The organism is Companilactobacillus sp. HBUAS59699, from assembly GCF_036913575.1.
Lineage (GTDB): Bacteria > Bacillota > Bacilli > Lactobacillales > Lactobacillaceae > Companilactobacillus.
Map to the genome: position 1 here is coordinate 135,000 of NZ_JAYKTV010000001.1, position 11,783 is coordinate 146,782.

The 11,783-nt window shown below is 34.1% G+C and carries 19 protein-coding genes and 1 tRNA gene; 13 read left to right on the forward strand and 7 right to left on the reverse strand.

What is annotated here, in order from left to right:
- The first annotated feature begins 10 nt into the window (after nt 1-10).
- Nucleotides 11-415 (forward strand): rhodanese-like domain-containing protein, encoded by a 405-nt coding sequence (locus tag U8519_RS00640; protein ID WP_334328400.1) that lies wholly within the window; start codon nt 11-13, stop codon nt 413-415.
- A gap of 85 nt (nt 416-500) precedes the next feature.
- Here the strand turns inward: U8519_RS00640 and U8519_RS00645 are convergent, their stop codons facing one another.
- On the reverse strand, nt 501-695 hold the full coding sequence (locus U8519_RS00645) for a DUF3042 family protein (RefSeq protein ID WP_334328401.1): 195 nt from the start codon (nt 693-695) through the stop codon (nt 501-503).
- Nucleotides 696-779: 84 nt separating this feature from the next.
- On the opposite strand from U8519_RS00645, the gene miaA reads away from it, so the two are divergent.
- From miaA to U8519_RS00665, 4 genes are all read left to right on the forward strand, one after another.
- Nucleotides 780-1,706, forward strand: coding sequence for a tRNA (adenosine(37)-N6)-dimethylallyltransferase MiaA (miaA, locus tag U8519_RS00650; RefSeq protein WP_334328402.1), 927 nt, complete (start codon nt 780-782; stop codon nt 1,704-1,706).
- Complete coding sequence (locus tag U8519_RS00655; protein ID WP_334328403.1) at nt 1,699-2,952, forward strand: methionine gamma-lyase family protein; 1,254 nt, start codon at nt 1,699-1,701, stop codon at nt 2,950-2,952. The genes miaA and U8519_RS00655 overlap by 8 nt, the downstream gene beginning before the upstream one ends.
- A gap of 55 nt (nt 2,953-3,007) precedes the next feature.
- Nucleotides 3,008-3,277 (forward strand): hypothetical protein, encoded by a 270-nt coding sequence (locus U8519_RS00660; protein WP_334328404.1) that lies wholly within the window; start codon nt 3,008-3,010, stop codon nt 3,275-3,277.
- A gap of 223 nt (nt 3,278-3,500) precedes the next feature.
- Nucleotides 3,501-3,574 (forward strand) — tRNA-Arg (locus tag U8519_RS00665).
- A gap of 188 nt (nt 3,575-3,762) precedes the next feature.
- Here the strand turns inward: U8519_RS00665 and U8519_RS00670 are convergent.
- From U8519_RS00670 to U8519_RS00685, 4 genes are all read right to left on the reverse strand, one after another.
- A complete protein-coding gene (locus U8519_RS00670; protein ID WP_334328405.1) occupies nt 3,763-4,890 on the reverse strand; it encodes a site-specific integrase in 1,128 nt (375 codons plus the stop codon).
- Nucleotides 4,891-4,971: 81 nt separating this feature from the next.
- Nucleotides 4,972-5,583: a hypothetical protein gene (locus U8519_RS00675; RefSeq protein ID WP_334328406.1), complete on the reverse strand. Its 612-nt coding sequence runs from the start codon at nt 5,581-5,583 to the stop codon at nt 4,972-4,974.
- Between the two features lie 57 nt (nt 5,584-5,640).
- Complete coding sequence (locus tag U8519_RS00680; RefSeq protein WP_334328407.1) at nt 5,641-6,048, reverse strand: ImmA/IrrE family metallo-endopeptidase; 408 nt, start codon at nt 6,046-6,048, stop codon at nt 5,641-5,643.
- Nucleotides 6,049-6,051: 3 nt separating this feature from the next.
- Entirely contained in the window at nt 6,052-6,366 is a 315-nt protein-coding gene (locus tag U8519_RS00685) for a helix-turn-helix domain-containing protein (protein ID WP_334328408.1), read from the reverse strand.
- Nucleotides 6,367-6,626: 260 nt separating this feature from the next.
- Here U8519_RS00685 and U8519_RS00690 point away from each other — a divergent pair, with 260 nt between their 5' ends.
- Nucleotides 6,627-6,827: an XRE family transcriptional regulator gene (locus U8519_RS00690; protein WP_334328409.1), complete on the forward strand. Its 201-nt coding sequence runs from the start codon at nt 6,627-6,629 to the stop codon at nt 6,825-6,827.
- 175 nt (nt 6,828-7,002) lie between these two features.
- Here U8519_RS00690 and U8519_RS00695 read toward each other — a convergent pair whose 3' ends face one another.
- Entirely contained in the window at nt 7,003-7,242 is a 240-nt protein-coding gene (locus U8519_RS00695) for a hypothetical protein (protein WP_334328410.1), read from the reverse strand.
- A 50-nt stretch (nt 7,243-7,292) separates the two neighbouring features.
- Here U8519_RS00695 and U8519_RS00700 point away from each other — a divergent pair, with 50 nt between their 5' ends.
- The 3 genes from U8519_RS00700 to U8519_RS00710 are packed head-to-tail and all read left to right on the forward strand — an operon-like array spanning nt 7,293 to nt 8,558.
- A complete protein-coding gene (locus tag U8519_RS00700; protein WP_334328411.1) occupies nt 7,293-8,069 on the forward strand; it encodes a phage antirepressor in 777 nt (258 codons plus the stop codon).
- Nucleotides 8,070-8,072: 3 nt separating this feature from the next.
- Nucleotides 8,073-8,411, forward strand: coding sequence for a DUF771 domain-containing protein (locus tag U8519_RS00705; RefSeq protein WP_334328412.1), 339 nt, complete (start codon nt 8,073-8,075; stop codon nt 8,409-8,411).
- A gap of 12 nt (nt 8,412-8,423) precedes the next feature.
- A complete protein-coding gene (locus tag U8519_RS00710; protein WP_334328413.1) occupies nt 8,424-8,558 on the forward strand; it encodes a hypothetical protein in 135 nt (44 codons plus the stop codon).
- Between the two features lie 64 nt (nt 8,559-8,622).
- Here the strand turns inward: U8519_RS00710 and U8519_RS00715 are convergent, their stop codons facing one another.
- Nucleotides 8,623-9,129 (reverse strand): hypothetical protein, encoded by a 507-nt coding sequence (locus U8519_RS00715; protein WP_334328414.1) that lies wholly within the window; start codon nt 9,127-9,129, stop codon nt 8,623-8,625.
- A 48-nt stretch (nt 9,130-9,177) separates the two neighbouring features.
- On the opposite strand from U8519_RS00715, the gene U8519_RS00720 reads away from it, so the two are divergent.
- Genes U8519_RS00720 through U8519_RS00735 form a run of 4 tightly spaced genes read left to right on the forward strand, consistent with a single transcriptional unit; the run spans nt 9,178 to nt 11,781 of the window.
- Nucleotides 9,178-9,366 carry a hypothetical protein gene (locus U8519_RS00720; RefSeq protein WP_334328415.1) on the forward strand — a complete coding sequence of 63 codons (189 nt, stop codon included), beginning with the start codon at nt 9,178-9,180 and terminating at the stop codon, nt 9,364-9,366.
- A gap of 49 nt (nt 9,367-9,415) precedes the next feature.
- On the forward strand, nt 9,416-10,327 hold the full coding sequence (locus U8519_RS00725) for a DUF1351 domain-containing protein (protein WP_334328416.1): 912 nt from the start codon (nt 9,416-9,418) through the stop codon (nt 10,325-10,327).
- Nucleotides 10,328-10,330: 3 nt separating this feature from the next.
- On the forward strand, nt 10,331-11,125 hold the full coding sequence (locus tag U8519_RS00730; RefSeq protein WP_334328417.1) for an ERF family protein: 795 nt from the start codon (nt 10,331-10,333) through the stop codon (nt 11,123-11,125).
- Nucleotides 11,125-11,781: a putative HNHc nuclease gene (locus U8519_RS00735; RefSeq protein WP_334328418.1), complete on the forward strand. Its 657-nt coding sequence runs from the start codon at nt 11,125-11,127 to the stop codon at nt 11,779-11,781. Before U8519_RS00730 ends, U8519_RS00735 begins: the two co-directional genes overlap by 1 nt.
- Nucleotides 11,782-11,783 lie beyond the last annotated feature (2 nt).

Consider the following 11,783-nt stretch of genomic DNA (forward strand, 5'->3'; position numbering starts at 1 on the left):
GGTTTTATTAATGCAAGTTATTAACGCGATTTTGTACGTCATTGTAATTGGATTCTTGATCTATTGGGTCGGAACATGGGCTTATTACTTATATAAAGGTAAACAAATGGGCGGCGCTATTAGTAATGAAGAATTTGAATCAACAATGAGAAAAGCTCAAATCGTTGATTTAAGAGAAAAAAATAGTTTTGATGCTAAGCACATTTTGGGAGCTCGTAATTTGCCATATTCTCAATTAAAGTACAATGAGGGTGAATTAAGACCAGACTTACCAGTTTATCTTTATGAGGATCGTAAGTCTGTCAGTGTTCGTGCTGCCGTTAAGTTGCAAAAATGGGGCTTTGAGAACGTCAAATGGTTAGACGGTCGTTTTTCTGATTGGGAAGGAAAAACAAAGAAAACTACTAAACTTTAAAATTTATGATTTTGAGGTATGAAAAAAGGAGACTATGACGTATTGTCAAGTCTCCTTTTTATGTTTTTAGTGGATTCAGTTAATATTAACCTTGGTGTGCTTGTAGACTCTTACGGTTTGCACGACGACGGTTTTCTTCAATACGGTCGTTTTCAGCATCTTCAGGTTCGATAACAGTCTTCTTAAAAGCGTGTAATGCGCCATATACTGCAGTTGCTGTTGTAATTGAACCAAATAAGAATCCTTTTACAAAACGAAAGTGTTTTTGTTTCTTTGCCATAATAAGTACCTCCTAGTCTTTAATTCCCATTATGGCTTATTTTCTATAAAATATCTATAAAATACGATGCAGAGAGGCGATTTTTTGAAAAAAGTTATTGCAGTGGTAGGACCAACAGCGGTTGGAAAAAGTGCACTGGGTTTGAAACTGGCACAAGAATTTAATGGGGAGATCATTTCTGGCGATTCAATGCAAATATATCGCAATTTAGATATAGGTACTGCTAAGGATAGTCCTGAAGAATTGACACTGGTGCCACATCACTTAGTCAACATTAGCGATGTCACTGAAAGATATACTGTCAAAGACTTTCAACAAAAAGCTATCAGTGTTGTTGATCAATTATCTGATCAAGGGAAGAATTCTTTTGTGGTTGGTGGAACTGGTTTTTATTTGAATTCACTTATTCAAAATTTAAATTTGGGTGGTAAGGCTGACGGTGACAATAAGTTGAGGTCAGAATTACTTCAAGTCCAAAAAAATTCAGGCATCGACGGTTTAATAAATATCTTAAAGGTTGAAGATCCAGCTTCTATGAATGTTATTGATACTTCTAATGCTCGTCGTGTTATCAGAGCAATCGAGGTACATCGTGAGACAGGAAAATCTATTAATGAACAGAGCAACGGTAATCGCTGGGCAGATTTTTATTTGATCGGTTTAACTGATGATAGGGCTAAACTGTATGATCGTATCAATAAGCGAGTAGATAAAATGGTCGACATGGGCTTATTAGACGAAGTGAGACCGGTTTATGAGAATCGTGACCAAATACCTCAGGCGAAGAATGGAATAGGTTACAAGGAATTATTTCCATATTTTGAAGGGACTGCTACACTTGAATCGTGTCTGGATGAAATAAAAAAGAATTCAAGACATTTTGCAAAACGCCAACTAACGTATTTTCGTAATCAAATGGATGTTGATTGGTATAATATTAGTGATGAGCCGAATTATCAAATTAAGGTTGAGAAACGGATCAAAGAATTTTTAGGAGGATATAATGGCTAGATGGAATGATAGTTTTCCAGTTGAGTTGAAAGAAGCAATCAAACAAGTGGATAACGAAATAGCAGGTAAACTTGCTGAAATTGATGAAAGAGTATTGGATAACCAAGACAAAGTTCTCAAAGCATTTAGAAAAGAAAGTATTGATGAGAGTAGTTTGTTAGGAACGACCGGTTATGGGGATGATGACCGTGGACGTGATCAATTGGAAGCAGTATATGCAGATGTTTTCAAAACTGAAGCTGCTTTAGTAAGACCACAATTTGTTTCTGGAACACATACATTGGCAACAGCATTGTTTGGAATTTTAAGACCCGGTGATAATTTATTGTACGTTACTGGTGAACCTTATGACACAATGCAAGAAGTCGTTGGTACTGCGGGTAATAAACGTGGATCATTGATTGATTACAAGATTGGTTTTGACTCAGTTGACATGATAGGTGATAAGGTTGACTTTGAGACCATGAAAAATAAGATTAGAGAGCAAAATCCTAAGGTGGTAGCAATTCAACGTTCACGTGGATATTCGACGCGTAAGAGCCTCACAGTGGCTGAGATTGCTGAAATCATCAAAGAGGTACGCTCAGTTTCTAAAGATGTAATTATTTTTATTGATAATTGCTATGGTGAATTTTCAGAGACAATTGAACCAACAGAAGTCGGAGCTGACCTAATGGCTGGATCATTGATCAAAAATGCCGGTGGTGGTTTAGCTAAGACAGGTGGCTACATTGTAGGTAAGAAGGATCTTGTTGAGTTAGCAAGTTATCGTCTAACTGCACCTGGTATTGGTGCATCTGAAGGTGCCACTGTCGATCGTTTGGACGAAATGTTCCAAGGCTTCTTCCTTGCCCCAAGAGTAACAGGTAATGCCATCAAAGGTGCTATCTTTGAAGCAGCATTGTTTGCTAAAATGGGATTGAATGTTTCACCAAAATGGAATGAAGATAGAACTGATTTGATTCAAACAATTATTTTTAATGACCCTGATAAAATGGTCAAGTTTACTAAATTAGTTCAACAATATTCACCGATCGATTCAAATGTCGTTCCAGAACCAAGTGAAATGTCTGGTTATGAAGATGAAGTTGTTATGGCCGCTGGAACGTTTGTATCAGGAGCAAGTGTTGAATTCTCTGCTGATGGACCAATGCGTGATCCATATATTATTTATATTCAAGGTGGTTTAACGTATGAGCACGTTAAAATTGCCATCTCTAATGCATGTAAAGAGTTATTCTATTAAAAATTGACTTGCCAAACCAAACATACGTTCGTATAATGGTATTTGAGGTGAGGACATGCAAAGCGTAATTCTTAAGAACTTTATTGGTGAATTTAACAAAAGATATAATAAAGATACGTATAGAAGTCTGGTATTAGTGAATAATAGCTTGCTAGATCAGTCTTCCATCGTCATGCGTAGTTTTGATGATACGTTGAGTACAACGATTGAGAAGCAAATATTTGGAATTTCACCCATGAACTCTAACTTACTTCATGATTTGGTGAGAGATGCTGAAAGATCTTTGCCAATCGATGATAAGGATATTCAGTATAGAAGTGTTTGATTTTAGAATAGGCTTAGTATTTACATAGTAAATGCTGAGTCTATTTTTTTAAAAGAGGGTAATTGTGCTTTATTACACAGTTATATTGCAAGATTGCAGAGGTATATCACAATTTTTCTTTTTCAATATAAAAGCAGATTTGTATTCGCCAATAAAAAAATAAAATTTTTTAATTTTTCCCGTTGCATTTTTTAAAACCATTCTCTATAATAGAACAAGTGATGTCACAGTGGCTCAGTTGGATAGAGCAACGGTCTTCTAAACCGTAGGTCGTGAGTTCGAATCTCACCTGTGACATAAGAAGCATATTCAAACAATATGCAAACATAAAGTAAAAGACCTGTAAGTGTTGTTAAATCAATGCTTACAGGTCTTTTTTTGTAAAAAAGTATATGCAAAGTATTTCCAAAAAAGGGGCCTTTTTAGGGCCTTTTTACATGTTTGGGGCCATTTTGGGGCCATTTTTTAAGAGGCTGAATCCCTTGCTACAAGCTGTTTAGAAGGGTAATTGCCTTATCATTTTCCTTCATTCTCTTATTCTTCAATAAATGCACATATACTTTAGCGGTTACGCTAGAATCAGAGTGCCCTAGACGTTCAGCAATGTAATCAAGACTGATATCATCACTGATCAATAGGGAAGCGTGAGTATGTCTTAATCCGTGAAAAGTAATATCTGTTCTGTCAGCCTTTGCGGCTTTTAATGCATTAGTCAAAGCTTTGTTTGCACCATTGCTGGTAGGAACTTCATGACGATTGTTGATGAATACTAATTGTTTGTCATTTTTGAATCCTTGTTTTAAAAATAATTCTTTTTGTTGCAATTCCAATTTTTTTAACATTCTTATTACATCATTGTTGATCGATATTGTTCTTACAGATGATTTTGTCTTAGTAGGTTTGAATCCATTTCTATGAACATAATCGTATTGTTTATTTATATAAACTGTTTTGTCATCGAAGTTTACGCAATCCCAAGTTAGTCCAACTACTTCACCATACCTACAACCAGTTAGTAGGGCAAAGAGTATTTCTGACAATGTAATGTACATTATTGATTGATTATCAACACAATATTCCTTTAATTTATTAATATCACTTTCATTAAGGTAGTTTATTTCGTGTCGTTTGGCCGTAAAACCAGTTATAACGACTTTGTGAGTAAAGTCCTTGTAAATTATCCCGTCATCAATTGCATCGCTCACAGCGTCTCTTATTGATCCATTAGTACGGATTACAGTGTGCTTTACATGATCCTTTGCGACCCAATCAATGAATCTTTGATATTGTGACTTCTTTATATCTTTTAACTTTGTATCTTTGAATTGACTTCTTACATCTTTTGCTAATCTTAAATATCTATTTTCGACTCCCTGAGACACTTTACCAATTTTGTAAGTATTTACCCATTCATCGAAGTAATCTGCTAAAGTGACGTTGTCATTAGCTGATAGGCCTATTTTGAACTTCTTAGATTCAACTTCAGTAGCAGCAGCTACGGCATCTGATTTGCGTTTGAATCCACCTTTTTTGATATATTTCCGTTTTTTATTTTCATCGTAATATGAAATTCTGTAAAACCATGATGATGCACCTTTGTATATACTTGCCATAATTAACACCTCATTTCTTAATTTTGGGTAAAATAAATAAGCCTAGGGCATAGACTCATTTAAATTTTTTAAATTTATAACTTATTTCCAATTAAATTCACGGTTGTTGGAGAACTTTGCACTAGCAAGTTTGGTATCAGATTGATAGACATTAGAATGAATCTTTTTAGTACCATCATTATTTTTACCAATGATTGCTAATTGAGCTTCAGCCAGTCCAACAGCCTTTCCAGCAACGGTGTTCTTATCAGATTCACTTAGATTAAGAAAATCTGATGTGACCTTGATTTTCAATCCACGGTTACTATCATAAGCAAGAGTATCAATATACTGCGAAAATTTATAACCCTCATCACCTGAATTAGCGTAATTTTGATCTTCATTAAGACCATCGATTAGGCTTTGATTGAATGTTTCAACATCTTTTTTTGACAGTCCTAATTGATCATTATTTGATGTTGATTTTTTAGTAGTCTTTTTTGGTACAGCTACAGTACTATCTGTTGAAGCATTATCATTTCCAGTGAACAAACTACTAACACTGACCCCAAATGATATTACACATATTACAGATGCTATACCTGCAATTTTACCCGTGATAAAGGACTTGTTGTTTTTCATTTTTGCATTTATCCAAAGAAAAACGACCACTGCAGAAATTAAAGCTACAGCTAAGAAAAATAAAAATAGCATTTATAATTCCCCCAAAAAAATTCAGCTTTTAATGTCAGTCAGTATTTGGACAATATGTTAATCGTAAAATTGTGCAATTTCTTCTATTGCCATTTTTGAAAGTCTGTTAGGTATTTCAAATGATTCCATGAAATTAACGACATTAGCATCTTCTTTAGGAACATTATTGAAATAATAAGTTATTAGTAAATCTATTGCATGCCTGTTTGCAGCACCTTCAATTTTGTATTTTGTAGGAGTGTAATAAAGGGGGTTATTGGATGCATCACCATTTAGGACGTGACCAACTTCATGAGCAAATTGAAAAACAATTTGTTTTTGCAGGTAGTAGTTACTATTAATAATTATTTTTTTATGTTTGTAACTGGTAAGCGCAGTGGTACGAGGATTCATTTCATGTGTTATTTCAACACCATATCCATTTTTCATAGCTGTATTTATTAGATCAGTTGTTATTTTATCCATAGGCTATTTCTCCAACAGTCTTTTGATTAATTCTAAATCTTCAGGCGGTATGGGTTTACCATCGAAAGTCATTAATACATCTTTATCATCAATGGCAGCCTTGACATCTACTTTTGTAGGTGTCTTTTTTTCTTTTATACCGGTTAAATCCTCGTAAGTAACACCAAGCGTTTTTGCGACTGCCATTATTGAGCCTTTTGAAGGCTCATGATTTTTCCATCCGTAAATTGTATTTTCACTCATTCCTGCTTTAATAGCAGTTTGTTTTAGTGAAAGACCTCTTAATTTTGCGTATCTTTTAATATTATCTATCAGCATAATAAATACATCCTTAATAAAAAATAGTACGAATTTCATAATAACTGTTGACTAAGAGTACGAAAGTCATTATATTGATGTCATCAGTTAAGTTAATAAAGTAAATAAGCAATAAAAAATAATACTATTTAAAAGCTGGCGGGCTAGGAATAGTAGACGTTTATTAATGTTTATTTATTATGCCCTAATAGTACGATAATCGTACTATTTAGTCAACACTTTTATGAATTAACTGAAAATTTAAACAAGAAAGAAGGTTAATGATGATTACAAAGAATCCAATGACTCCAACAGAACGCGCAGTTAGACATAGATTAATTGATTTAAATCTTAATATCAGTGATGTATCCAGACATTTTAAATGGTCATCACAATATACTTTAGATCTTATTAAAGGTAAATCTAGTGGTCCTGCTGCTAAGACTAATTTAGAAAGAATATTTAAATATATTGAAATTTAGAAGGGAATGATAATTATCAGTGATAGATTGGAAAAGCTTTCTTTTGCACTAGAAGGCTTGAATGAACTCGAATGGACTCAAATTAAAACAATCATTGATTCTATTTTTAAAAAAAAGGTCACCAAGATTGAGCTTGATGACCAGAATGAGATATTAGACCAGCTAAAGACGACTATTATTTCTCCACGACTTGTATCTGAGAAGGAAATACACGATATATTACATCATGGTATGAAACCATAACATATGGCTGTTGATATAAAGTGTTCTCTTGCGTCATTGAATTTGGATTCCACATCTCAGCACCATTATTCCACCAAACATCTGGTCTTTGATGGTGATTTCCAATTACGGCGTTGGAATCAGTGCTTAAATCAGTCCAAGTTCCTAATAAATTTGCATAAACATGTACCATTTTTTCACCTCCTATCCATTAGGAGTATATCAAATGAAAGGTTTAAGAAAATGAACGATTTGCAAGAATTTAATTTCAAAGGAAATAGATTACAAACGATTCAAATTGATAACGAACCGTATTTTGTTGCCAAAGATATTACTAAAATTTTGGGACTGTCTAATACGACAGTTTCACTGCAACGTTTAGATTCAGATGAGGTAACTAAGTTTAACTTAGGGGGCTTATCTGGTGAAACTAATCTGGTGAATGAATATGGCCTGTACAGCTTGATTCTTTCAAGTAGAAAAAAGGAGGCTAAAGTTTTTAAACGCTGGATAACTCATGAAGTTTTACCGTCAATCAGAAAGCATGGTGCGTATCTAACGGATTCAGCTATCGAAAAAACATTAACTGATCCAGACTACCTTATTAAGCTAGCAACTCAATTGAAAACAGAACATGAGGGTCGATTAATTGCAGAGCAGCAAGTAAATGAATTGCAACCTAAGGCGACTTATTATGATCAGGTATTGACTAATTCATCACTAGTTTCTATTACAATAATTGCTAAGGATTACGGTATGAGTGCACAAGCAATGAATAAGTTACTGCATGATTTGAAGGTTCAATTTAAACAAGGCAAGAATTGGTTCCTATATGCGAAATACCAAAAGACTGGTTGGACTCATTCTGAAACATTCATGGTTACATCGAGTGATGGTACTGAACATGCCAAGGTAACAACTAAGTGGACTCAAAAAGGAAGACTTGGACTATATGAGTTATTGAAACAAAAAAATGTTCTTCCATTGATTGAACAAGATGAAACGGTTTTGGAGGTATAGGTCATGCAAGAAGTGATTGATCAAGAAGAATTATCAAAAGTGGAGATTGGATTACCAGTTGAATGGATTAGACAGGCGCTTAAAGAAGAAATTAAGCGTCAACGTGTATCAATGACAGAAGTGAATTGGAATACTAAGCAGGCTGCAGCACGTATGAATTTGAAACCTGAGCGTATCAGAGCCATATGTGCAAATCCGAGATTTAGAAAAGAATTAGATGCGGAAAATGGCGGTCCAGTATTGATTCCTTATCAAGGTGGAGGCTATCAAATTGATCCACAACGATTTGTTAAATTCTGTCATCAGCATTGGAAAGAAATTATGGAATTGAAAACCAGATAGGAGATTTTGAAAATGTATGTATCGTTTTGGGAACTGTTTTGGTGGTTTTATTTTTATACTATTCCGGTTGTTGGAGTTACTTATTTGTTTACTAAGTACCATAACTGGAAAGGTATTGAGAAAGAACTGACTGATTTTGATAAATAAAAAAACACCCGGAGGTGTTAGATGAAAAAAAGAGAATCTATTTGGTGGGGCTTACTCATATTGTCTACCATTCTTTCATTGCTTGCTTTAATTCTATAGAATCTGATTCTAAGTTTATTTCAAATGATGAATCTTTTCTGTTGGTTTTTATTTTAACAGTACCGTTTTCTTTTAATAGATTTTTTATAGATTGAGTATCATCTTTATTTACAAATTCTATAAGCACATCTTGTTGTTCCCACGGGCTTATATTAATTGGAAAATAGGATGTCCATACGCTTCTGTCAGGATCACTAATAATATTCGAAAAACGGTGGTGATGTTTATTAAAGCGAAATGAATTTAAGGTTATGTTATAAATTCCTAAAGTTCTAGATGATTGGTTAGTTATATAAAAATGAATAAAAAAACTTATATTAGATAGCTGGACAATTTGAACTTGTTTAATGTCAACTTTGGTTCTATATGAAAACCATTTTTCAAAAGCAAGAGAAAAACTAATCAATAGAGAAAGTAATGATATCCATGTAGCTGGTGGTAAATTTTTTAAAAATATTAGAAAATCATTCAACTTAATTTGTACTCCTATTTTTTTAATTATATCAAGGGAAGTGAACTAATGAATTACATATTAAAATTCATAGTCGATATCTCACTAACACAGTTTCAAGATGCCTGCATTGAATATGGAAAGCAACAGGCATTATGTGAATTTCAAAAAGACTATCCAACAGGTAGATTACTGAAATCCGCTAATGAAATGAACCAAATAAAAAAGTCACTCATCACGGCAATGACGGGCGACTAGAAACAAAAATATTTAACAAATAAATTATAACACGAAAGGTAGTTTAAATATGGCTAATGATTTAGCAACTATCGATTTTGGGGTTACATACACTCCAACTGAAATTAAGATCAATAATCAAGAGTTACTTAAAGATCAGGTTAAAAAATACGCTGATAAATACAAAGGATGGTCAGTGATTACCGAAGAGTCCGTTGATGGTGATAAGTTAGTTCGTACTGATCTTAATCGAATGAAGAAAAGCTTTGATGATAAGCGCAAAGAAATAAAAGGTGAATATAATAAGCCACTAAAGAAATTTGAATCTCAAGTTAAAGATATGACTTCAATTATTGATGATGTACTTGGACCTTTGGATGAAGGTATCAAGAAAATTGAAGAGAATCAACGTCAAGAACGTAAAGAAAATGTTTTAGGGCTGATTGCTGAGATTGCGGCCGGATATAATATTGATCCTGCTGAAGTCCAGTTTGATCCTAAGTGGACAAATAAGAGTATTACCAAAAAGAAGCTTACTGATCAGATTACTGATAGTGTTAAGCTTCTACAACGTCAACATAAGGCGTATGAAATTAATAAACGTTTAATTGAAGAACATTGCAAAATCAAGAAGATTGATCCAGCTGGTTGGATTGCTCAACTAAGCAATGAACGAGATGCAGCAGAAATTATTGATTCAATTGATCAGTTCTTAATTGACCAGGAAAAACAAAAGATTGCTGAACAAAAGCTTGCTGAAGCCGAGAAAGCCAAGCAAGAGGCACTACAACAAAAAATTGGTGGTAAGGTCATCAATACTGAAACTGGTGAGGTAGTTGATGATAAGCCATCTGAGTACACCGTTTCAATTAAATTAACTGGAACTCAAGCTGGAATAATTCAAGCAATGCAACAAGTAAATCGGTTTAAGGATTCATTTGAAGTATCCACAGAAGTTATTGAAAAAATGAGTGAGGTGTAATCAATGGTTGAAGCGATTAAGAATATTGAAACTAAGACAACTAGTAAAGACAATGTTTCCAATTTGATTTCTAAAATTTCTAACGTTCAAAAGGGATTAGACAAGATTGAAAAAGATGGCCATAACAAGAATCAAAATTATGACTATGTAACTGAAGCAGCTGTTAAAGCCAATCTGCAAAGCAAACTGGCTGAACAAGGAATCAGTATTATTCCTAGTTATGAGATTTTGAACGTTTGGAATACTAAAACAGGTAAGGGCTCTAATTTAAATTTTGTATCTGTCATGGGTAAGTTTGAGATCACTGATGGTATTGATAGTATTCATGGCTCAATGCCTGGCATTGGAATGGACTCAGGAGATAAGGCGATTTACAAGGCTGAAACTGGTGCACAGAAGAATTTTCTGATGCAAACCTTCCTAATGACTACTGGTGATGACCCTGAACAAGATTGGAACAACAATCAACAACCACAATCACAAAACTTTAATCAACAACAAAATAATTATCAACCTGATGATCAGTTCAATGTATTCGATAACTTTAATAATCAAGCACAAGCAAGACAGCCACAGGTAAGTTATGCCAATCAGGCAAAGATGAATCAGATCAAACGTCAAATGGAGAGTCTGGCAGATCTTATGAAGACTAATCCTAATGATATTTTTGAAACAGTCATGAAGCAATTCCCAAATGTCGATTACAACCATATGGAAGACAACACAGCTGATCAGATGATTATTTACTTGAATAATCAAAGAACATCAGTTGAAGAAACTCTAAAGCAAATTGGATAATGAAATTCTTTGGAAAGTTAACATCAATAAACGGTAACAAAATCAGCGCTGAACTTGATGATGATATTGATGCATTCAAATTGAGGAAGTTATCCAATGGTAAGCAACCAATGATTGAATTAAGTATCTCAGATGGTCGAACTATTTCAGTTGATCAGAGAGGCAAAATATACGCTCTGATAGGGGATATTAGTGATTGGTCAGGCTATATGGTTGAAAAAGAAACACCTCAAATTATGAAGTGGAGATATTTAACTGAGACGGGAAAAGATGAGTTTAGTTTGTCAAATTGTTCTATGACTCAGGCAAGAGAATATCTTAGTTGGTTATTGGATTTCTGTTTTGAATATGATGTTCCATTCAAAACTAGGACGTGGGATCTATTACCGAATGATTATGCGATGCAGTATCGATGTTTGAAACACAGACGTTGTTGTATCTGTGGCAGACATGCTGACATTGCTCACTTACAAGCGGTCGGTATTGGTCGCAATAGGCATCATATTAATCATGGTGGATTTTTCTTTATGGCATTATGTCGAATCCATCATACAGAGCAGCACAAAGTTGGAGTTATGACATTCCTACAAAAATATCACATCAAGCCTGTAAAGTTAGATGCTGATGATCGAAAAGAATTGAGGATAGGAGGTTAGTT

What these genes read in the sequence shown, in the direction of transcription:
- U8519_RS00640 (WP_334328400.1), top strand. Translation starts at nt 11, where the DNA reads ATGCAAGTTATTAACGCGATTTTGTACGTCATTGTAATTGGATTCTTG.
- U8519_RS00645 (WP_334328401.1), bottom strand. Translation starts at nt 695, where the DNA reads ATGGCAAAGAAACAAAAACACTTTCGTTTTGTAAAAGGATTCTTATTT.
- U8519_RS00655 (WP_334328403.1), top strand. Translation starts at nt 1,699, where the DNA reads ATGGCTAGATGGAATGATAGTTTTCCAGTTGAGTTGAAAGAAGCAATC.
- U8519_RS00660 (WP_334328404.1), top strand. Translation starts at nt 3,008, where the DNA reads ATGCAAAGCGTAATTCTTAAGAACTTTATTGGTGAATTTAACAAAAGA.
- U8519_RS00670 (WP_334328405.1), bottom strand. Translation starts at nt 4,890, where the DNA reads ATGGCAAGTATATACAAAGGTGCATCATCATGGTTTTACAGAATTTCA.
- U8519_RS00675 (WP_334328406.1), bottom strand. Translation starts at nt 5,583, where the DNA reads ATGCTATTTTTATTTTTCTTAGCTGTAGCTTTAATTTCTGCAGTGGTC.
- U8519_RS00680 (WP_334328407.1), bottom strand. Translation starts at nt 6,048, where the DNA reads ATGGATAAAATAACAACTGATCTAATAAATACAGCTATGAAAAATGGA.
- U8519_RS00685 (WP_334328408.1), bottom strand. Translation starts at nt 6,366, where the DNA reads ATGCTGATAGATAATATTAAAAGATACGCAAAATTAAGAGGTCTTTCA.
- U8519_RS00690 (WP_334328409.1), top strand. Translation starts at nt 6,627, where the DNA reads ATGATGATTACAAAGAATCCAATGACTCCAACAGAACGCGCAGTTAGA.
- U8519_RS00695 (WP_334328410.1), bottom strand. Translation starts at nt 7,242, where the DNA reads ATGGTACATGTTTATGCAAATTTATTAGGAACTTGGACTGATTTAAGC.
- U8519_RS00700 (WP_334328411.1), top strand. Translation starts at nt 7,293, where the DNA reads ATGAACGATTTGCAAGAATTTAATTTCAAAGGAAATAGATTACAAACG.
- U8519_RS00705 (WP_334328412.1), top strand. Translation starts at nt 8,073, where the DNA reads ATGCAAGAAGTGATTGATCAAGAAGAATTATCAAAAGTGGAGATTGGA.
- U8519_RS00710 (WP_334328413.1), top strand. Translation starts at nt 8,424, where the DNA reads ATGTATGTATCGTTTTGGGAACTGTTTTGGTGGTTTTATTTTTATACT.
- U8519_RS00720 (WP_334328415.1), top strand. Translation starts at nt 9,178, where the DNA reads ATGAATTACATATTAAAATTCATAGTCGATATCTCACTAACACAGTTT.
- U8519_RS00725 (WP_334328416.1), top strand. Translation starts at nt 9,416, where the DNA reads ATGGCTAATGATTTAGCAACTATCGATTTTGGGGTTACATACACTCCA.
- U8519_RS00730 (WP_334328417.1), top strand. Translation starts at nt 10,331, where the DNA reads ATGGTTGAAGCGATTAAGAATATTGAAACTAAGACAACTAGTAAAGAC.
- U8519_RS00735 (WP_334328418.1), top strand. Translation starts at nt 11,125, where the DNA reads ATGAAATTCTTTGGAAAGTTAACATCAATAAACGGTAACAAAATCAGC.